13 protein-coding genes are annotated in these 20464 nt (G+C 66.4%); 6 read left to right on the forward strand and 7 right to left on the reverse strand.

Annotation, left to right across the window (positions count from 1 at the left end; translation table 11 throughout):
• The first annotated feature begins 86 nt into the window (after positions 1-86).
• From BMW49_RS22830 to recD, 5 genes are all read left to right on the forward strand, one after another.
• The gene (locus tag BMW49_RS22830; RefSeq protein ID WP_069521461.1) at positions 87-2654 is read left to right on the forward strand and encodes a TRAP transporter permease; all 2568 of its coding nucleotides are present in this window, start codon (positions 87-89) and stop codon (positions 2652-2654) included.
• A gap of 154 nt (positions 2655-2808) precedes the next feature.
• Positions 2809-4119 (forward strand): MFS transporter, encoded by a 1311-nt coding sequence (locus tag BMW49_RS22835; RefSeq protein ID WP_069521463.1) that lies wholly within the window; start codon positions 2809-2811, stop codon positions 4117-4119.
• 107 nt (positions 4120-4226) lie between these two features.
• Positions 4227-7484: an exodeoxyribonuclease V subunit gamma gene (gene recC / locus BMW49_RS22840; protein ID WP_069521466.1), complete on the forward strand. Its 3258-nt coding sequence runs from the start codon at positions 4227-4229 to the stop codon at positions 7482-7484.
• On the forward strand, positions 7481-11026 hold the full coding sequence (gene recB / locus BMW49_RS22845; protein WP_069521468.1) for an exodeoxyribonuclease V subunit beta: 3546 nt from the start codon (positions 7481-7483) through the stop codon (positions 11024-11026). The genes recC and recB overlap by 4 nt, the downstream gene beginning before the upstream one ends.
• An 88-nt stretch (positions 11027-11114) precedes the next feature.
• Positions 11115-12944 (forward strand): exodeoxyribonuclease V subunit alpha, encoded by a 1830-nt coding sequence (gene recD, locus BMW49_RS22850; protein ID WP_069521470.1) that lies wholly within the window; start codon positions 11115-11117, stop codon positions 12942-12944.
• Between the two features lie 54 nt (positions 12945-12998).
• On the opposite strand, the gene BMW49_RS22855 is transcribed toward recD, so the two are convergent.
• From BMW49_RS22855 to BMW49_RS22865, 3 genes are all read right to left on the reverse strand, one after another.
• Entirely contained in the window at positions 12999-13763 is a 765-nt protein-coding gene (locus BMW49_RS22855) for a TerC family protein (RefSeq protein ID WP_069521472.1), read from the reverse strand.
• Positions 13764-13852: 89 nt separating this feature from the next.
• Positions 13853-15160 carry a CitMHS family transporter gene (locus BMW49_RS22860; protein ID WP_069521474.1) on the reverse strand — a complete coding sequence of 436 codons (1308 nt, stop codon included), beginning with the start codon at positions 15158-15160 and terminating at the stop codon, positions 13853-13855.
• Positions 15161-15453: 293 nt separating this feature from the next.
• Positions 15454-16365 carry an AEC family transporter gene (locus BMW49_RS22865; RefSeq protein ID WP_069521476.1) on the reverse strand — a complete coding sequence of 304 codons (912 nt, stop codon included), beginning with the start codon at positions 16363-16365 and terminating at the stop codon, positions 15454-15456.
• 251 nt (positions 16366-16616) lie between these two features.
• Here BMW49_RS22865 and BMW49_RS22870 point away from each other — a divergent pair, with 251 nt between their 5' ends.
• Complete coding sequence (locus BMW49_RS22870) at positions 16617-17021, forward strand: GFA family protein (protein ID WP_069521478.1); 405 nt, start codon at positions 16617-16619, stop codon at positions 17019-17021.
• A gap of 196 nt (positions 17022-17217) precedes the next feature.
• Here the strand turns inward: BMW49_RS22870 and BMW49_RS22875 are convergent, their stop codons facing one another.
• The 4 genes from BMW49_RS22875 to BMW49_RS22890 form a co-directional block, all read right to left on the reverse strand.
• Positions 17218-19185 carry a DUF7844 domain-containing protein gene (locus BMW49_RS22875; protein WP_069521481.1) on the reverse strand — a complete coding sequence of 656 codons (1968 nt, stop codon included), beginning with the start codon at positions 19183-19185 and terminating at the stop codon, positions 17218-17220.
• On the reverse strand, positions 19182-19502 hold the full coding sequence (locus BMW49_RS22880) for a DUF2388 domain-containing protein (RefSeq protein ID WP_069521483.1): 321 nt from the start codon (positions 19500-19502) through the stop codon (positions 19182-19184). The genes BMW49_RS22875 and BMW49_RS22880 overlap by 4 nt, the downstream gene beginning before the upstream one ends.
• A 177-nt stretch (positions 19503-19679) precedes the next feature.
• Positions 19680-19997: a DUF2388 domain-containing protein gene (locus tag BMW49_RS22885; protein ID WP_069521485.1), complete on the reverse strand. Its 318-nt coding sequence runs from the start codon at positions 19995-19997 to the stop codon at positions 19680-19682.
• Between the two features lie 148 nt (positions 19998-20145).
• Complete coding sequence (locus BMW49_RS22890; RefSeq protein ID WP_069521487.1) at positions 20146-20361, reverse strand: DUF1127 domain-containing protein; 216 nt, start codon at positions 20359-20361, stop codon at positions 20146-20148.
• Positions 20362-20464 lie beyond the last annotated feature (103 nt).

Here is a 20464-nt window from a genome sequence, read left to right on the forward strand (position 1 = left end):
ACCTGACCTACGCTTGAACCAAGCCCGCGTGCCGTAAGGCCGCGGGTTTTGCTGTTTTCCGATTACTCGAATGCAGGTTCCATCCCATGCATGACAAGCCACTGTCCACCGAAGAACTGATCGCCCAGGATGTCGGTGCACGCAGCCCGCTCGGCCCGATGGCCCTGGTGATCACCGGCCTGGCCCTGCTCTGGTCGCTGTTCCAGTTGTGGATTGCTTCGCCGCTGCCCTTTGTTTTTGGTTTTGGTGTGCTCAACGACACCGAAACCCGCGCCATTCACTTGGCCTTTGCGCTGCTGTTGGCCTTTCTCGCCTATCCGGCCCTGCGCAGCTCGCCGCGCGACCGCGTGCCGCTGCTCGACATCGCCCTGGGCCTGATCGCTGCGGCCAGTGCCGCCTACCTGTTTGTCTGCTACCAGCAGCTCGCCTTACGCCCGGGTAGCCTGACCACGGCTGACCTGGTCACCGCCTGTATCGGTATTCCGCTGCTGCTCGAAGCCACCCGCCGCGCCCTTGGCCCACCCCTGGCGATCATCGCCCTGCTGTTTATTGCCTACAGCCTGGCCGGTCCCTATATGCCTGGCCTGCTCGCCCATCGCGGGGTGAGCTTCAATGCCATGGCCAACCACCAGTGGATCACCACCGAGGGCGTATTTGGTATCGCCCTGGGCGTGTCCACCAGCTTCGTGTTTCTCTTCGTGCTGTTCGGTGCGCTGCTTGAACGCGCGGGCGCCGGGCACTATTTCATCCAGCTGGCGTTCAGCATGCTTGGGCACTTCCGCGGTGGCCCAGCGAAAGCCGCAGTACTCGCCTCAGGCCTGACCGGGATGATTTCCGGCTCCTCGATCGCCAACGTAGTGACCACGGGTACCTTCACCATCCCCATGATGAAGCGCACCGGTTTCTCGGCCGAGAGAGCCGGCGCGGTGGAAGTGGCGGCCTCGGTCAACGGCCAGATCATGCCGCCGGTGATGGGTGCGGCAGCGTTCCTGATGGTCGAATACATCGGCATGCCCTATGTCGAGATCATCAAGCACGCGTTCCTGCCGGCGGCGATTTCCTATATCGCGCTGCTCTACATCGTTCACCTGGAAGCGCTCAAGCTCGGCCTGCAGCCCATCGGCGGGCATCAGCCCAAGCCCTGGCTGCGTCGTCTGACCGGCTTTGCCTTTGGCGCTGCGCTGATCTCCGGGATTTCCCTGGTGGTGTATTACGGCCTGGGCTGGCTCAAGCCGGCACTGGGTGACTTCGCTCTGCCGGGCATCGGCCTGATCCTGGCCGCGGTCTACCTGGCGCTGCTCAAGGTAGCGGCCAGCGTCCCGCCACTGCCGGAAGAGGACCCCAATGCACCGCTGGAAACCCTGCCCAAGACTCGCGCGGTTCTTCTCTCGGGCCTGCACTTCTTGCTGCCGGTGGTGGTGCTGGTCTGGTGCCTGATGATCGAGCGCCTGTCGCCCGGCCTGTCAGCCTTCTGGGGCAGCGTGATGCTGATCATCATCCTGCTGACTCAGCGCCCGCTGCTGAGCTGGATGCGCACTGACGGCAGCCACGAGCACGGCACTTTCAAGGACGGCGTGATCGACCTGCGTGAAGGCCTGATTGCCGGCGCGCGCAATATGATCGGCATTGGTATCGCCACAGCGGCGGCCGGGATCATCGTCGGCGCGGTGTCACAGACCGGCGTTGGTCTGGTGCTGGCCGACCTGGTCGAGCTGCTGTCGATGGGGAACCTGCTGCTGATGCTGGTGCTGATCGCGGTCTTCAGTCTGGTTCTCGGCATGGGCCTGCCGACCACCGCCAACTACATCGTGGTCTCCAGCCTGCTGGCGCCGGTGGTGGTGACCCTGGGTCAGCAGAACGGCCTGATCGTGCCGCTGATCGCGGTGCATCTGTTCGTCTTCTACTTCGGCATCATGGCCGACGTCACGCCACCAGTCGGTCTGGCCTCGTTCGCCGCTGCGGCGGTGTCCAAGGGCGACCCGATCAAGACCGGCATCGTGGCGTTCTTCTACAGCCTGCGTACTGCGGTGCTGCCGTTCCTGTTTATCTTCAACACCGACCTGCTGTTGATCGACGTGGACTTCTGGCACGGCGTGCTGATTTTCATTGTGGCGACCATCGCCATGCTGATTTTCGCCGCCGCCACCCAGGGTTACTTCCTGGTGCGCAGCCGCTGGTACGAAAGTGCCGTGCTGCTGCTGGTGGCCTTCACCCTTTTCCGCCCAGGGTTCTGGATGGACATGCTGCACGACCCCTACCGCGACATTGCCCCGACTGAGTTGACTCAGGCCCTGGGTGAGATCGAAGACGGCAGCCAGCTGCGTCTGCGTGTGATGGGCGAAAACGCGGTGGGCGACCCCCGTGAATTCTCCCTGTTGCTCGCCGTACCGGATGGCGACAGTGGCGAGGAGCGCCTGGAGAAACTCGGCCTGTTGACCTACGTGGACAACGGCAAGCTGTTGATCGACAGCGTGACCTTCGGCAGCCCCGCTGCCGAAGCCGGGTTGGAGTTTGACCAGGAAATCCTCCGCCTGCGTGCGCCCACCGAGCGCTGGACCAAGGAGCTGATGTGGCTCCCGGGGTTTGCCCTGTTCGTCCTGGTGGTCTGGTTGCAGCGTCGGCGTCAGCCGCGCGTCGCTCTAGCCACCGCGTAACGGCGGGACGCATGACAAAGGGCAGCTTCGGCTGCCCTTTGTCGTTTATGGCTGTCGCTCAGGGCTTGCCCGGGGTCGCGTCGAGCACCGCCGTGCCAGGCCCGCGCCGGTTAGCGTAAGGGCTACAGCCCAACGGACCCGGAGCGCCCCAACCATGACAGCAGCCCTTGCCGACAGCCCCAATGTCGACCCCGCCACCCTGCGCAAGGTAATCGCCGCCTCGGCCATCGGCAATTTCGTCGAGTGGTTCGATTTTGCCGTGTACGGCTTTCTCGCCGTGACCATCGCCAGTCTGTTCTTCCCGCCGGGCAACGCCTCGCTGGCGCTGCTGCAGACCTTTGCGGTGTTTGCCGTGTCCTTCGCCCTGCGACCGCTGGGTGGGATTTTCTTTGGCATTCTGGGCGACCGCATCGGCCGCAAGCGCGTGCTGGCCTTCACCGTCTTGCTGATGGCCGGGGCGACCACGCTGATCGGTTTGCTGCCCACCTATGCCTCAATCGGCCTGTTCGCTCCGCTGCTGCTGGCCCTGGCACGTTGCGCCCAGGGCTTTTCCGCCGGCGGTGAGTACGCCGGGGCCTGCGCCTTTGTCATGGAGCACGCACCCACCGAGCGCAAGGCGCGTTATGGCAGCTTCGTCCCGGTCTCGACCTTTATGGCTTTTGCCTGCGCCGCCGCGCTGGTGTTCGGCCTGGGGTTGCTGCTCAGCGAGGCGCAGATGCAGGCCTGGGGTTGGCGCCTGCCGTTTCTGATCGCCGCGCCCCTGGGCTTGGTCGGCCTGTATATGCGCCTGCACCTGGATGAGTCGCCGGCCTTTCGCGCCCTGGCGGCGCGACCCCTGGCCCAGCACTCGCCGTTGCGCGAAACCCTGGGCAGCCATGGCCGGACCATCGTCTGCCTGTCGGCGTTTATCTCGGCCACGGCACTGTCGTTCTATATGTTCACCACCTACCTGACCACCTACATGCAGGTGGTCGGCGGGGCTTCACGACCCACCGCGCTGCTGGCCAGTTTGATGGCGCTGCTGTTTGCCGCCGCGCTCTGCCCCTTTGTTGGCCGTTACTCGGATTGGGTCGGGCGCAGGCGCACCATCCTGACCGCCTGCCTGTGCCTGATTCTCGCGGTGTACCCCGCATTTATGCTGGCCGGCTCGGGTCAGTTGCTGGCCTCGGCCCTGGGGGCGATGTTGCTGGCGGTGGGCGCGGTGACCTGTGGCGTGGTCACCGCCGTGCTGCTGTCCGAGCAGTTCCCCACGCGGGTGCGCTACACCGCCTCGGCCTTTACCTACAACCTGGCGTACACCATTTTTGGCGGCACCGCGCCGCTGATCGCCACCTGGCTGATTGAGCTGAGCGGCCAGCGTATGGCCCCGGCCTATTACCTGATAGCCATCGCCGTGCTGGCCCTGGTCGGTGGTCTGTCGTTGCCGGAGTCGAGCAAGCGCTCGCTGAATTATCAGCCGGCATAACTGGTAGCAGCAGGCGACGGTCATGCAAGCGACATGGCCTGTCGCCCTGGCCTGCCAGACTGGGTACCCTAGGCGTTCGCCTTGCCGTCACGGACGCCCCGCCCCCGATGCTCACCCTCTACCACGCCCCCGATCTGGAAACCCTTGGCGAGCTGGCCACCACGCTGCTCGCCCAGCCGCTGCGCGAGCCCTTCGCCCCGGCGCTGGTGGTGGTGCCGAGCCAGGGTATGGGACGCTGGTTGACCCTGGAGCTGGCGCGCAAGCAGGGCATTGCCATGCAACTGGAGGTGCAGTTGCCGGCGCGCTTTGTCTGGGATTTATCGCGCCTGGCCCTGGGCCAGTTGCCCGAGCAGTCGGCCTTCGCCCCCAGCACCCTGGCCTGGCGCCTGTACGACTGGCTGTGCGAGCCGCAGCACCTCGCCGAAACGCCACGCCTGGCGCATTACCTGGACGGTGGCGATGAGCGCCGGCGGCTGTCGCTGGCGCTGAAAATCGCCGACGTGTTCGACCAATACCTGCTGTACCGCGACGACTGGCTGGCCGCCTGGGAGCGCAACGAGCTGCTTGACCTCGGCGCCGACGAAGCCTGGCAGGCCCTGCTCTGGCGCGAGCTGACCCGCGACGGCCACCCGCACCGCGCGCGGCTGTTAGAAGACCTGCTGCGCCGCCTGCACGACGCCACGCCCATCGCCGGCCTGCCCGAGCGACTGGTGGTGTTCGGTATCAGCAGCCTGCCCAGCCACCACCTGCGGGTGCTCGAAGGCCTGGCGCGGCACACCGAGGTGTTTCTCTTCGCCCTCAACCCGTGCCGCGAGGCCTGGGGCGACATCCGTGATATTCGTGAGCTGGCGCGCCAACCTGAGCTAAGCCCGGACGACTGGTACCTGGACGTCGGCCACCCGCTGCTCGCCAGCCTCGGCAAACAGGGTCGGGACTTCTTCGACAGCCTGTTCAGCCTGGCCTCGGCCGAAGGCAGCCAGGAGATCGGCCTGTACTCCGAGGACGACGCGCTGCACGACAGCAGCCTGCTCCAGGCCCTGCAAAACGACATCCTGCGCCTGCACACGCGTCGGCCCGAAGAGCGCCTGCGCTTGCGTGCCGACGACCGCTCGCTGGAGCTGCACATCGCCCATTCGCCGCTGCGTGAAGTGGAAATCCTGCATGACCAGTTGCTCGCCCGCTTCGCCGCCGACCCGAGCCTGACGCCCGACCAGGTGGTGGTGCTGACCCCGGATATCGAGCGCTATGCACCCTATATCGAGGCCGTGTTCGCCCCGCGCAGCTCGGCGCCGCGCATCCCTTTCAGCCTGGCCGACCGCAGCCTGCGCGCAGAAATCCCCCTGCTTGAAGCCTTCCTTGGCCTGCTGGCGTTGCCCGACAGCCGCTTTACCGCCGAAGAGCTGCTGACCTGGCTGGAACAACCAGCCCTGGCACGCCGCGCCGGTATCGAGGCTGAAGACCTGCCGCTGCTGCGCGATTGGCTGCGCGACGCCGGCGTGCGTTGGGGCCGCGACGCTGCGCACCGTAGCCAGCTCGGCCTGCCGGCGGACGACGCCTTCACCTGGCGCCAGGGCCTCGACCGCCTGTTGCTGGGCTTTGCCGCGCCGCCACAGCTGGCCGGTGACCAGGTGCCCTTGCTCGGCGCCAGTTGGCCGCTGGATGCGCTGGAAGGCGGCCGCGCGCAATTGCTCGGGCGCTTGGTCGCCTTCGTCGAGCGCCTGGCCAGCCTGGCCCAGAGCCTGCAAAGGCCGCGTCCGCTGGCAGAGTGGGCGCAGAGCCTGCAACAGCTGATCGACCAGTTGTTTGATGAGCGGGAAGCCGGCGACACCCTGTTGCTGCTGGCCAAGGCCTGCGCCGCGCTGCACGAGCAGGGTGTCGCCGCCGGCATCGAGCGGCCGATCGAGCTGGCGCTGGTGCGCCAGCAACTGACCACGGCCCTGGAGCAAGGCAGCGCCGCCTCGGGCTTTTTGACCGGCGCGGTAACGTTCTGCACCATGGTGCCGATGCGCAGCCTGCCGTTTCGCCAGGTCTGCCTGCTCGGCCTGGACGACGGCGCCCTGCCACGGCGCACGCCTTCCGCCGGCTTCGACCTGATCAGCCACAAGCCCCGGCGCGGCGACCGCGCCCGACGCCTCGACGACCGCTACCTGCTGCTGGAAATCCTCCTCTCGGCGCGCAGCGGCCTGTACCTCAGCTACGTCGGCCGCGACCCGCGCAGCAACGCGGTGCTGCCGCCCTCGGTGCTGGTCAGCGAACTGCTCGACGTAATCGACCTGACCGCCGTCTGCGCCGATGCCTCGCGCGCCAGCGTACAACTGACCGTCGAGCACCCGCTGCAACCCTTCGCCCCCGGCAACTTCGCCGGTGGCCAGCACTTGGGTTTTGCCGGTTCCTGGCACCGCGCCGCCCAGCGCCTGAGCGAGCCGGTGGCTGCGCCCGTGCCCTTTGCCGGCGTGCTGGCGAGCGCCGATGACCAGTTGCTGACCCTGGAGCCGAGCCAGCTCATCCACTGTTTCAAACACCCGGCGCGCTTTCTCCTGGAGCAGCGCCTGGGCCTGCGCCTGGCCGAGGTCGATGAAGCCCTGGCCGGCGATGAGCCGTTCAGCGTCGAATGGACCCGCCAGCACGGCCTACGCCAACTGGCCCTCCAGGCCGTCGAGCAGGGTTGGAGCGAGCAGCAGGAGCGCGCGGTGGCCGCTGCCTCGGGCTGGCTGCCGGTCGGCGAGCTGGGCCAGGCCTACTGGGGGCGCATTCGTGGGCCGATCCGCGCGTTCGCGCCGATCCTGCTCGACGAGCGCCCGGCGGAGGCGGCGCAGCCGCTGCTGGTCGACCTCGAACTGGCTGGCGTACGCATCCACGGCTGGTTGGAGGGCGTCACCGCCGAGGGCCTGTTCGACTACCGCTTGCGCGACCTCGGCGCCTGGGAGCTGGCACCGTTCTGGCTGCGCCACCTGCTGCTCAACTGCGCCGCCACCCCGGGCATCGCCCGCGACAGCCGCCTGCTCTCGCCGAAAAGCGAGTGGCGCCTCGGCCCCCTGGCTGATGCCCGCGCGCTGCTCGAACCCTGGCTGCACGCCTACCAGCAGGCGCTGTGCGAACCGCTGCCGCTGTTCGCCAAATGCAGCCACGGCTTCGCCCACAAATGGCGTCACCCCGGCCGCAAAGAGCCGATCGACGCCGCGCGCAGCGAGGCGCGGGTGATGTGGCAGGGCAACGACTTTATGACCGGCGAAAGCCAGGACCCCTGGAACGCCCTGGCCTGGCGCGACCGCGAACCGCTCGACGCACGCTTCGAGGCACTGGCCGAACAGCTCTACGGCCCGGCCCTGGATGCGCTGCAAGGCAGCGATGAGGAAGACGCATGAGCACCGCCGGCTTGAACCTGCTGCACGACAGCTTTACCGGTCGCACGCTGATCGAAGCCAGTGCCGGCACCGGCAAGACCTGGACGCTGACCGCGCTCTATGCCCGTCTGTTGCTGGAAAAGCAGCTGAGTGTCGGGCAGATCCTAGTGGTCACCTTTACCACCGCCGCCACGGCGGAGCTGCGCGAGCGCATTCGCCTGCGCCTGGCCGAGCTGCTCGCGGTCTATGAACAAGGCCCCGGCGCGGATGCGCTGCTCAATGAGCTGCACGCCCAGTACCCGGACCCGGCCAGCCACCGCCGGTTGTTACTGGCGGTGCACGGCTTTGATGAAGCTGCGATCTTCACCATCCACGGTTTCTGCCAGCGTGCGTTGCAGGATGCGGCGTTCGAGGCCGGCGGCGATTTCGACAACGAGCTGACCCATGATGACCGCGAGATCATCGATGCGCTGCTCGCCGACCTCTGGCGTCACGAGCTGGCCAGCGCCGAGCCTGAGTGGGCGGCGTTTCTGGTGCAGCAGAAGATCACCCCGCAGAGCCTGCGTCAGCGTCTGCGCAATCACCTCGGCAAGCCCTACCTGCGTATCGAGCCGCAACCCGGCGCTCGCTCCGACCTGGGCGCGCTGCGAGCGGCCTGGCAACACGCTCACAGCTTCTGGCAGCGCGACAGCAGCGCCTGGCTGGAGCAGCTCAAGGCGTTCGATGGTTTCAAGAGCAATATGGTCGATGTCGCCAAACTGGGCGCCTGGCAGGTCGAGTTGCAGGGCTATTTCAGTGACGCCGCGGCGCTATTCGGCAAGACCGATGCCTACCGCCGGCTGTCTCGTGAGGGCCTGAACAAGGCCTGCAAAAAGGGCAGTACTGTCCCGGACAGTCCGCTGGCCGATGCCCTGCAAGGGCTCTGCGATGCTCTGGATGCGGCGCAGCCCGAGGCCGAGCAACGGCTGATCGACCTGCAGGTGCGGCTGATCGGCCAGCTCGATGCGCAGCTGCCGGCGCGCAAGGCCGCCCAGCGCCTGCTGGCCTTCGATGACCTGCTCAACCGCCTGCAGCAGGCGTTGCAGGGCGAGGCCGGCGAGCACCTGGCCGCGACCCTGCGCGCGCAGTACCCGGTGGCACTGATCGACGAATTTCAGGACACCGACCCGGTGCAGTACCAGGTGTTCCAGCGCATCTACGCGCAGGCCGGCGACCTGTGTTTTGTCGGCGACCCAAAGCAGGCGATCTATGCCTTCCGCGGCGCCGACCTGGCCACCTACCTCAAGGCCCGCAACGAGGCGGCCCGGCAATACAGCCTGGCCACCAACCACCGCTCCACGCCGGAGCTGATCGCTGCGCTCAACCAGATGTTCGACCGGCCGATGCCGTTCGCCGAGCCGGGCCTGGACTACCCGCCGGTGGGCGCCAGCACCCGCGCCCGGGCGCAACTGGTGCTGCCCGCCGTGGCCGATGAAACGGATGCGCCCCTGGCGCTGGTCTGGCTGGGCGATGACTACCTGGGCAAAGGCGAGGCCGGCAGTTTGGTCGCCCCGGATACCGCCCGGCGCATCGCCGCCCTGTTGGTGGCCAGCAGCCAGGGTGAAGCTTACTTCGCCACTGAAGATGCGCGTACGCCGCTCAAGGGCGGCGACATCGCCGTGCTGGTGGCCAGCCACCGCCAGGCTGCCGAGGTCGCCGCCGAGTTGGCCGCGCGCGGCGTGCCCAGTGTGCGCCGTGGCAAGGAAAACGTCTGGCACAGCGAGGAGGCGGCGGAGCTGGCTGCGGTGCTGGCTGCCTACGCCGAGCCAGGCCGCGAAGGCGCCCTGCGCTATGCCCTGGCCAGCCGTTTGCTCGGGCGCAGCGCGGCCGATCTCGCCGCCTGCACGGACAACGCCCAGGCCTGGGACGCCGAGCGCGAAGCGGCCGAGCGTTACCACCAGCTGTGGCAGCAGCACGGCTTTATGCGCGCCTTCCGCGCCTGGCTCGACGAGCAACAGGTGGCGCAGCGGCTGCTCGCGCTGGTGGATGGCGAACGCCGCCTGACCAACCTGCTGCACCTGGCCGAGCTGCTGCAAAGCGAGAGTCTGCAACGCCCCGGTCTGGAGCAACTGCTGAGCTGGTTCAACGCCCAGCGCAGCGCCGAGAGCCACGGTGAAGAGGCTCTGCTGCGCCTGGAAAGCGATGCCGAGCGGGTGCAGATCGTCACCATCCACACCTCCAAGGGCCTGGAGTACCCGCTGGTGTTCTGCCCCTACCTGTGGGACGGCGCCCTGTTGCGTCAGTTTGAGGACATCAGCTGTCACGCCGACGACGGTACGCCGCTGCTCGACCTTGGCGGCGAGCAGTTCGACCTGCACCGTGAACGCGCGCGGCATGAACGCTTTGCGGAGAAACTGCGTCTGGCCTACGTCGCCCTGACCCGCGCCCGTGATCGCCTCTGGCTGCACTGGGGCCCGGTGGACTGCAAGCCGAAAAAGGACGGCAGCCTGGCTGACAGCGGCCTGCACAGCAGCGCCCTGGCTTGGCTGCTACACGGCCGCACGCTGCCCGGTACGGACGCCCTGAGTGAACTCGGCGGCCACCTGCAAAGCCTCAGCCCCCAAGGGCTGCGTGGCGAAGTTGAGCAACTGGTCAGCCGCAGCCAGGGGCAGATGGCGGTGCAGGTACTGCGCCAGGACGAGGCCAGCGCCAGCGGCGAGCAACGTGCCCCGGCGCCCAATCCCTTGGCCAGCCTGCAACGCAGCCTGCACAGCGCCTGGCGCATCGGCAGCTTCTCCGGCCTGGCCGCCGGCATGCACGTTGAGGCGCCCGACCGCGACGGCCTGGTGATCCCGGCAGCCAGCGAGCCTGGCAGTGGTTTTTTCGCCTTTCCCCGTGGCGCGCGGGCCGGTACCTGCCTGCATGCGATCCTTGAAGACTGGGCGCGCGACAAGGCCCCGCTGGCCGAGCTGGTCGAGCCGGCGCTGAGCAGCCACGGTATCAGCAGCGACTGGACGGCCATCGCCCAGCAGCACTTGCAGCAGGTGCTCGACAGCGACCTCGATGGTCAGGGCCTGACCCTGGCCGGCCTGCGCGGCGCGCGGCGCCTGCCCGAACTGGGCTTCACCTTCCCGGTGGCCGGCCTCGATGTGCAGCGCCTGCGGGCGATTCTCTGCGATCCGGCCCATGGCTTGACCGAGCCAATGCGCAACGCCGCCGCACGCCTGGAGTTCGACCAGCTAAAGGGCTTTCTCAAGGGCTTTATCGACCTTACGTTCGAGCACCAGGGGCGCTGGTACATCGCCGACTATAAATCCAACTGGCTTGGCCCGGATGTCAGCTACTACGGCGGCCAGCGGCTGGAACAGGCCCTGGCCGCCGAACACTATTACCTGCAGTACCTGATCTACCTGGTGGCGCTGCGGCGCTTTTTGCGCCAGCGTCTGGTCGACTTCGACGGCAGCCAGTTGGGAGGCGCCTATTACCTATTCTTGCGCGGCATGCCCACGGCTGGGGTGTACTTCTCGCGCCCTGGCGATGAGCTGCTGGATGCGCTGGACGCGCTGTTCGAGGGCAGCGTATGAACAGGCTGCAAACACGCGTCGTAGGGTGCGCCGCGCGCACCATCGCGGTTGATCTTGGTGCGCAGGGCGCACCCTACGGGGGATATGTATGACGGTTGCCGATCTGCCACTCGGCCCGCTGGAGCGCGCCCTGGTCGGCAGCCTGCAGCGCCTCGACCCTGGGGCCACGCCGCTGGTGCTGGCCTCGGCGGCGCTGGTCTGCGCGGCGCTGGAGCAGGGCGACGTATGCCTGCCCCTGGCGCGCTTGGCCGGGCGTCGTCCCTGGCCAGAGCTGCCGTTTGCACTGCCGGCGCTGGATGCTTGGCAGGCGCAATTATTGGCCTCGCCGCTGGTTGCCGAAGACGGCGGCTTCGCGCCGTTGCTGCTCGACCACGGCCGCCTGTACCTGGCGCGCTACCAGGCCTACGAACGGCAACTGGCGGCGCAGCTGCTGGCGCGCGCGGCCGACCGGCCACAGGTCGATGAGGCCCGCCTGAGCGACAGCCTGACCCGGTTGTTCGCTTTCAACCAGCAACAACCGGACTGGCAGCGTTTAGCCGCCGCTCAAGCGGTGCGTCGACGCCTGGCTGTGATCTCCGGCGGCCCCGGCACCGGCAAAACCACCACCGTGGTGCGCCTGCTCGCCGCGCTGCTGGAGCAGTCTGATACGCCCCTGGCCATCGGCCTGGCTGCCCCCACCGGCAAGGCCGCCGCGCGCATGGCCGAAGCGATTCGCGCGGCCAAGGCCAGCCTGCCGGTAAGCGAGGCGATCAAGGCTGCGTTACCCGAGGAGGCGCGCACCCTGCATCGCCTGCTCGGCAGCCGTGGTGACAGCCCCCAGGTGCGCCACCACGCCGGCAACCCCCTGGCGCTGGACGTGCTGGTGGTCGATGAAGCCTCGATGGTTGACCTGGCGCTGATGGCCAAGCTGGTCGATGCCTTGCCGCCGAACGCGCGGCTGATCCTGCTCGGCGACAAGGACCAACTGGCTGCCGTGGAGGCCGGCGCGGTGTTTGCCGAACTCTGCGAAGGCCGCGGCTTCGATGCCGAGGCCGCTGCACAGTTGCAGCGCCTGACCGGCCAAGCCGTGCCGGTCAGCGCGCCGACCTCACGTTTGGGCGATGCCGTGGTGCTGCTCAGCCACAGCCACCGTTTTGCCGGTGACAGCGGCATCGGCGAGCTGGCGCGGCGGATCAACGCCGGCGACGTCGCCGGCACCCAGAGCCTGCTAAAGGAGCCGCGCAGCGACCTGCGCTGGAATGCCCAGCCCACTACGGCCGAGCTGCTCGAGCGCCTGGACCAGGGCTACGGCGCCTTTCTCGAGGCCGCCAAAGCCGGTGATCCGCAGGCCGCCTTTGCCGCGTTCAATGGTTTTCGCGCGCTGACGGCACAACGCGAAGGCGTCTGGGGCGTGGCCGGTATCAGCGAGGCGCTGGAGGCGCGGATCAAACGGCGCAGCCAGGTGGCCAGCCGCGAGCGCTGGTATGTCGGCCGGCCGGTGATGGTGCGGCAGAACGACTATGCCCTGGGCCTGTTCAATGGCGATGTCGGCCTGTGCCTGCACACCGAGTACGGCCTGCGGGTGTTCTTTGAGGGCGAAGACGGCTACCGGCCGTTCGCCCCGGCGCGGCTGCCCAGCCACGACACGGCTTTCGCCATGACCGTGCACAAAAGCCAGGGCTCGGAGTTTCGTGAGGTGCTGCTGGTGCTGCCCGAGCAACCCAGCCCGTTGCTCAGCCGCAGCCTGCTCTACACCGGGATTACCCGGGCCAAGCAGCTGGTCGAGGTCTGGGCCTTGCCGGCACGCCTGGCCGATGCCGTGGCCACCCGCGCCGAGCGTGCGGCGGGTTTGGCGGAGCGTTTGGCGCAGGCTGCGCCGAATGCACCGCCGCCAACCGCTAATGTCACTACGGCGCAGGATCAACTGAGCCTGTTCTGACCACGCAGAAACGACAACGGGGCCCGCAGGCCCCGTTGTCGTATGCCGGATCTGTTACTGCCCCGGCACATCCTTGCGCAGCTTGACCGGCTCGACGTCTTTATTGCGGCGAGCGGTGCGCATCTTGATGTTGATCGCTTCGACCGCCAGCGAGAAGGCCATGGCGAAGTAGACGTAGCCCTTGGGCACGTGCACATCGAAAGCTTCGGCGATCAGCACGGTGCCGACCACGATGAGGAACGACAGCGCGAGCATTTTCAGCGACGGGTGTTTGTCGATGAAATCGCTGATGGTGCCGGCAGCCAGCATCATCACCAGTACGGCGACGATGATCGCGGCGACCATCACCGGTACGTGGTCAACCATGCCCACCGCGGTGATCACCGAGTCTAGGGAGAAGACGATGTCGATGATGGCGATCTGGATGATGGTGCCGATGAAGTGACGCCCGGCTGCGCCTGTTGCGCTCTGCTCGCTTTCGTCTTCACCTTCGAGGCCGTGGTAGATCTCGCTGCTACTCTTCCACAGCAGGAACAGCCCGCCGAAGAACAGAATCAGGTCGCGCCCAGAGATGCCTTGGCCCAGCACCTGGAACAGATCATTGGTCAGCTGCATGATCCAGCTGATCGACAGCAGCAGGCCAATGCGTGTGACCATCGCCAGGGCCAGGCCGAAAAAGCGCGTGCGCGCCTGCATGTGCGGCGGCATACGCCCCACCAGGATGGCGATCATGATGATGTTGTCGATACCCAGGACGATCTCCAGGGCGGTCAGGGTCAAGAAGGCGACCCAGATTTCCGGGCTGCTCAGCCACTCCATGATGCGGTTTCCTCGCGAATGTCTTGCGTGGGTAATAGCGTGCAGAAACCGGCGCACTGCCGGCTTCCTCAATAATGTCCAGGCGTGGCTCAAGGGTGGCCAAACAGCGGAAACACACCCAGTAACAAAGCGGCGAGCAGAATACACAGGCAGATCATGATCGCCCACTTCAATGTGAAGCGCTGATGGTCGCCGAACTCGATTTTGGCCAGGCCCACCAGCAGATAGGTAGAGGGCACTAGGGGGCTGAGCAGGTGCACCGGCTGTCCGACGATGGAGGCCCGCGCCATTTCCACCGGGCTGATGCCATAGTGGCTGGCCGCTTCGGTCAACACAGGCAGCACACCGTAGTAGAAGGCGTCGTTGGACATGAAAAAGGTGAACGGCATGCTGACCACGGCAGTGATCACCGCCATGTAGGGGCCAAGCTCCGGCGGAATGACCGCCAGCAGGCTTTTTGACATGGCCTCGACCATGCCGGTACCGGAGAGAATGCCGGTAAAGATGCCGGCGGCGAAGATCAGCCCGACCACCGCCAGGACGTTGCCGGCGTGGGCCGCGATGCGCTCCTTCTGCTGCTGCAGGCAGGGGTAGTTGATCACCATGGCGATGCTGAAGGCGATCATGAACAGCACAGGCAGCGGCAGCAGGCCGGCGATCAGCGTGGCCATCAAGGTCGCGGTCAGCGCGCCGTTGATCCACAGCAGTTTGGGCCGCCGCGCCTCGGGGAACTGCGAAACACTGATGTCGTCGTGGTTGGCCTGGTCATCTGGCAACTGCAGCACGCCCAGGCGTGCCCGCTCTCGTTTGCCATAGACCCAGGCGACTGCGAACAGAGCAATGCAGCCGGCGATCATGGCCGGGATCATCGGCACGAAGATGTCCGAGGGGTCGACATGCAGCGCACTGGCTGCACGGGCGGTCGGGCCACCCCAGGGCGTCATGTTCATGATCCCGCCGGCGAGGATGATCAGCCCGGCCATGATCAGTGGGCTCATGCCCAGGCGGCTGTACAGCGGCAACATGGCCGCCACGCAGATCATGTAGGTGGTGGCGCCGTCACCGTCGAGCGACACGATCAAGGCCAGGGCTGCTGTGCCCACCGAGACCTTCAACGGGTCGCCCTTGACCAGCTTGAGGATCTTGCGCACGGCCGGGTCGAACAGGCCGGAGTCGATCATCAGGGCGAAATAGAGGATGGCGAACATCAGCATCACCCCCGTGGGGGCAAGCTTACCGATGCCTTCGAGCATCATCGGGCCGATGCCGGCGGCAAAACCCCCGAGCAGGGCGAAGACGATGGGTACGATGATCAAGGCAATCAGCGCGGAAAGGCGCTTGCTCATGATCAGGTACATGAAGGTCATGACCATGGCAAAGCCAAGGAAGGTCAGCATGGGGCAGTCTCCAGAAAGCGCGGCGTGAGCTGGGGATCAGCGCGAGGCCATCAGCGGTTGGAGAGCAGGTACAGGGGCGGCACAGCGGTTTGCAAAGCGCATGACAATCACCATGTTGTTGTTATCGGGATTGGCCGAGGCGGAGCATCGGCATACCGGTCGAGTGCCGGCGTTGTGCGCACACTAGAGGGGCAAGCTTTCAGCAAGCTGTCGCTGCGTAATTATTGTTACGGGGTATGTTGGGGTGTAATGAGCGAGCGCGGGCCATCGTGGATAGCCCACCAGACTTCGCGCTAAGCGGCTTGTACCAGCAGCAGAATCAGCGCCAGGCTGGCCGCCGCCAGCAGGGTTTGCAGGGTAATGATGCCGGCCATCAGTTGGCTGTCACCGCCCAACTGGCGCGTCAGCACGTAAGCCGTGGGCGCGGTGGGCAGGGCGAAGAACAGCACCAGCACGACACTTTCCATCGGCGGCAGCTGCAGCGCCCAGGCCACACTCCAGGCGAGCAACGGCATGGCCAGCAGGCGCAGGAGGCTGTTCCAGGCCAGAGCTGGCACTTCGCCGCCGAGCTCCTCCGGTTTCAAGGCTGCACCCACGCACAGCAGGCCCAAGGGCAGGCTGGCGGCGGCGAGCAGGCCAAGCAGGCGATCCGTGCCGCCGGGCAGGCCGATGCCGCTGAGGTTGACCAGCGCGCCGCCCAAGCAGGCAAGAATCAGCGGATTCTTGATGATTGGCAGCAGCAGGCTGCGCGCGCTGACGCCGCGCTCGGCGGTCAGCGACCAGACAGACAGCACGTTTACCGTTGGCACCATCAGCGCCAGCATCAGCGCGGCCAGAGTTAACCCCTCCTGGCCAAACAGACTGCCGACCGCGGCCAGGCCCAGGTAAGTGTTGAAACGCAAAATACCTTGGCTGAACGCGCCAAAGCGGCTTGCTGGCCAGCCGCGCAGGCGGCGCACCAGCAGCAACGCCAGCCAGGCGATGCCCAAGCCAAGCAGCACCGCCAGCGCCAGACGCGGCAGCGCCGGGTTGTCCAGCGGGGCGCGGGCCAGACTGGAAAACAGCAGCGCCGGGAACAGAATGAAATAGTTGATGCGCTCGGCACCTGGCCAGAACGCCTCGTTGGGAAACGCCCAGCGGCGCAGGTAGTAGCCGGCCACGATCAGGGCGAACAATGGCCACAAGGCCAGCAACAGATCAATCACAGGAGCCCCCGGTGGTGGTAGGCGGCTATCTTGCGCAGCGCCCGGCCTGGGTGCAAGGTTGGCGTTAGTCACTCTAGTGGCGCAACACGAAGCATTTGTCGCGTTCTATAGGAGCTGTAGGAGCGAATTCATTCGCGATATATCTTGAAAGCGCTGAAAAATTCGCGGCTAAAGTGGAGCGCTGCCCGGCCCCTCCCACGCGCGGGAATTGGCCGACATTTGATGAGTGCCGCGACACTCCGGGAGGTGGTATGACAGAACAGCATGACGGTGGTTGCCAATGTGGCGCCTTGCGTTACCGCTTCCAGGCTCCCTTGCAGGACATCGCGCACTGCCACTGCAGCATTTGCCGGCGCAGCACCGGCGGCATTGTCACCACCTGGATCACCGTCCCGGCCACGGCATTTCAGTGGCTGCGCGGTACGCCCCAGGCCTACGCTTCATCCGCGACCTGTACGCGCTACTTCTGCCCGACTTGCGGCGCGCACCTGGCGCTCGCCACCACGCTGAGTCCTGCCACGCTGGATGTGACCGTGGCCACTCTCGATGAGCCCGACCGCGCGGTACCGGATCGGCATATCTGGGTGCAAAGCCGTCTGCCTTGGCTCGACCTCGACGATCATTTGCCGCAAGAGCAGCAGGAAGTGATCGACTAGTGTCGCAACACGAATCATCTGTCGCTCTCTGCAGGAGCAAATTTATTCGCGATAGATCTTGAAAGCGCCGCGGCTAGAGCTGAGCGCCGCCCGGCCCCTCCCACGGGCATGGAATTGACCGGTATTTGATGCTTGATACGACACTAGCCCGTAGCCTGGGTTAGCCCAGCGTAATCCGGGTTTCGCCTGCCGCCGCTCAGGGCAACTGCACCCCACCACTGGCCTTGTGCAGGGTGCGCAGGTGTTCGCCGAGCGCGGCCAGGTTGGCTTCGCTGGCCTCCAGCTCGGCCAGGCGCTGTGGCTCCAGAAGGCTGCGCACTTCCTGGTCGAGGTCGTCGTTGAGCTGGCGCAGTTGCTGTTGGCGCACCTGGCTTTCGTGCTCCAGGCGCTGCCATTCGGCGCTCTGCGGCAGGCCGTAGCCGCCTTCGAGGAGTTCTGCCGGGCGGCTGAGAAAGCCGCTGTTGGCAAGAATCTGCTCCAGCGCGCCGCCGGCTTTGTTCAGGGTTGGATCCTGGGCGGCGCGGCCGGTTAGATAGCGGCGTTTCAACTCGTCCTGGGCCAGCAGCAGTTGCCGGCGCAACGCTGCCTGTTCGAGCAGCAGCAGGGCGGCGCTGGCGCGTAGGTCGGCCTGGGCGAACCAGGGTTGGCGCGCGCTGGCGGGCTGGTCCAGCCAGCTGTCGACACTGGTTTGCGGGATCGGCAGGCGTTGGCTGAGCACCTTGAACATGGCTTCGTAACGGTCACGGAAGGAGTCGAAGCGGTAGCCCAGGCGCCGGGCTTCGGCGGCGTCATCAAGCACGCTGCGGTCGGCCAGACCGCGAGCCGCCAGACTGTCGAGCAAGCCATTGGGCAGGATGCTGTCGAGGGCCTGCAGCTGCGGGTGCTGACTGCCACTGCGCAACAGTTTCAGGGTTTCCACTGCGCAGTTGTTGGAGACGAAGAAGTAGTCGCCGTCGTAACTCCAGTGCTGCTCGGCGGCGCGGGCCACCAACTGCTCAAGTTGCGGCCGGTCCAGGGTCAGGGGGATGGACGCCAGGCTGCGCAGTTCGACCTTGGTGTATTCCTCGATCACCTGCTCCAGCGGTAGAACGAACAGGCGCGACGGGTAGGCTCCCGTCAAACCGTCCCAGCTGGACAGCTGCACATCGCCGACAAAGGCGCGGTAGGACAGTACCAGGTGTTCGTCAAGATCGAGCCGGCAGTCCGGACCGCGCGGCCGTCCCGGGGCGCAGATAACCAGGCGCAGCATGCTGTGGCCCCAGCGGCTGGCCCAGGCCTGGTTGGCCTCGGCCAGCAGGTAGTCGATCTGGTAGACGCGTTCGGGGTCGATGCTACCCAGGGGCGAGCGGGCGAAATCCCGGCCGGCGTTGAGGTAGGCGTAGCCTTCGGCGCAGGTCGCTTGTTGCGCCGGCTGCCAGGGCGTGTCGACACTGCCGAAGTGTTCGCTCAGGTAGCGTACCAGCGAGGGGCGGCGGCAAGCGTAGCCGGGGTCGAGGAGGAAGTACTCCATATTCACCGCGACGAACTCGCGCGGGTTGCTCAGCTCGTATGGGTCTGGCGTGCGCGCAACCTGGTGGTTGGTCTGCTCGCGCTCACCGCGGCGGCCGACCTGCTGCGGCCAGCCTGCCAGGTCGAGCAGGCGTGGATCATCACTGAGGGTAAAGCGGCGTTCGGTTTGCCCGCGGCAATCCTCGGGCAGGCCGACATCGCCCAGGCTGCTGGCGCGTTGGCGGCAGCGCTGCAGGGCCTGACGCTCGCTTGCGCGCCAGTATTGGCCACGGTCGTAGAGGTGGGTCAGCTCGTGCAGCACCGTGGCCAGCAACTCCTGGCGTACGGTGCCGTGGCTGCGCTGGGTCTGGGTTTGCGCGGCGCTGCCATCGGTCAGCGCCACCAGCAGGCCGGCATTCAGATCAATGCCGGTAAAGCGCCCGGCCTGGCCATAAATCGTTTCGGGTAGATCGCGCCAGCGCACCGCGACGGTTCGGTCTAGCTGGCTGATAAGGCGCGGCGGCAAGGCCGCCATGGCTTCGTCGAGCAGCGTCTGGCTGGCTTGACGCTGCGCCGTGCTCAGCGACTCGCCGTCGAGCTGCAAGTGCAGCGCGGCCTGGCTGATGCTGCTCAGGCACAGCGTGGTCAGCAGCAGCCAGGCGCGGGCGAATCTCACAGCGCGAGTATGGCTTCGGCCAGTACCAGGTCGGAAGCCTGACGGGCTTCGGGGACTTCGGCGCGGATTGCCAGCAGCGCTGCTTCCAGTTGCGCACCGCGGATATCGCCTTCACTGGCGACAAAGCTGGCGGCGTCATCGCGGGCCGCGAGCACGACCTTGGAGTCGCGGATCGAGGTGGTGGTGTCCGAGCTGAAGTTGATGGTGCGGTCGATGGCACGCACGATGATATTGCTGGTGGCGACCAGCGTTTGGGCCTGGGCGCTGCCTGCCATAAAAGCGAGAGCGGCCGTGGCGGCGAGCAATGAGCGGTGCATGTGCGAACTCCAAAAACAAAAGTCAGGGTTGGACGAGAAAATCGGGCCGCAGTTCCGGCCGGTCGGCGCCAGCTGCGCGTGGGCGGCACGGGTCGGGCGTGTGCCGGCGCAAGGCTAGCGGAATGCGCTGTGGACGGCTAGTTACGCCCGGTCTGTCGGGGGCGCTCAGGCGTAGGTTTAACGGCTGAGAATGGCCTGGGCCAGTTGCAGATCGCTGGCGCTGGTCAGGCTGGGTGCCGCCTGACGCAGATGCTGCAGCGCCGCTTCCAGGCGCGCCCCGCGCAGGCTGCCGGCAGTGGCGACGAAGCTGGCAGCATCATCACGAGCGGCGAGCACGACCTTGCTCTCGCGCAGGGAGGAGCTGGCGTCCGAGCTTGCTTCTGCGCTGGCGGCCAGGGCGCCACCCACGGTGTCTGTGGTGGCGATGAAACTGCTGGCGCTGGCAGCACTGGCAAGGCTCAGCAGTGTCGCGGCAGCGAAAAAACGAAGGGTCATATCGGCATCCTGTTTAAGCCAGAGGCGCCTGGCCCCGGGCGCGGCGTGCAGGCCGCTGTTGACGTTACAGGATTTCTGCCGAGTAGAAACGCAGAAACCCGCTGGCAGACTATGACAGCGGGTTTCGTGAGGTACCGCGAGGTCAGGCTTAACGCCAGAACGGACGGCTCAGCTCGGCTTGGCGTTGTGCTTCGCTGATACCAGCGTCGGCCAGCAGGCGAGCATCCAGACGCGCGAGTTGGCGACGGCTGACGATGCGACGCTGCCACAGCAGCAGGGTGGCCAGTACGCGCAGCGGCAGGGCACTGGCAGGGCGGCTTTGGTTGGACTGGAACAGCAGATCGGAACTGAGGGTACGTTCCATGGTGACTTCCTTCCGCTTGTGGCGGTACGTTGCGTGTGTGATGGGGCTATTTTCCATCTTGCGCAAGCAGCACAGTAGTCACAGCTGGCAGATATAACTACCA

Source organism: Pseudomonas cuatrocienegasensis, from assembly GCF_900110925.1.
Lineage (GTDB): Bacteria > Pseudomonadota > Gammaproteobacteria > Pseudomonadales > Pseudomonadaceae > Aquipseudomonas > Aquipseudomonas cuatrocienegasensis.

Bases quoted from the DNA above. Each gene is read 5' to 3' on its own strand.
- BMW49_RS22880 (WP_069521483.1), bottom strand. From the start codon at position 19,502: ATGCACCGCTCATTGCTCGCCGCCACGGCCGCTCTCGCTTTTATGGCA.
- recD (WP_069521470.1), top strand. From the start codon at position 11,115: ATGACGGTTGCCGATCTGCCACTCGGCCCGCTGGAGCGCGCCCTGGTC.
- recB (WP_069521468.1), top strand. From the start codon at position 7,481: ATGAGCACCGCCGGCTTGAACCTGCTGCACGACAGCTTTACCGGTCGC.
- BMW49_RS22870 (WP_069521478.1), top strand. From the start codon at position 16,617: ATGACAGAACAGCATGACGGTGGTTGCCAATGTGGCGCCTTGCGTTAC.
- BMW49_RS22830 (WP_069521461.1), top strand. From the start codon at position 87: ATGCATGACAAGCCACTGTCCACCGAAGAACTGATCGCCCAGGATGTC.
- BMW49_RS22890 (WP_069521487.1), bottom strand. From the start codon at position 20,361: ATGGAACGTACCCTCAGTTCCGATCTGCTGTTCCAGTCCAACCAAAGC.
- BMW49_RS22885 (WP_069521485.1), bottom strand. From the start codon at position 19,997: ATGACCCTTCGTTTTTTCGCTGCCGCGACACTGCTGAGCCTTGCCAGT.
- recC (WP_069521466.1), top strand. From the start codon at position 4,227: ATGCTCACCCTCTACCACGCCCCCGATCTGGAAACCCTTGGCGAGCTG.
- BMW49_RS22860 (WP_069521474.1), bottom strand. From the start codon at position 15,160: ATGCTGACCTTCCTTGGCTTTGCCATGGTCATGACCTTCATGTACCTG.
- BMW49_RS22835 (WP_069521463.1), top strand. From the start codon at position 2,809: ATGACAGCAGCCCTTGCCGACAGCCCCAATGTCGACCCCGCCACCCTG.
- BMW49_RS22855 (WP_069521472.1), bottom strand. From the start codon at position 13,763: ATGGAGTGGCTGAGCAGCCCGGAAATCTGGGTCGCCTTCTTGACCCTG.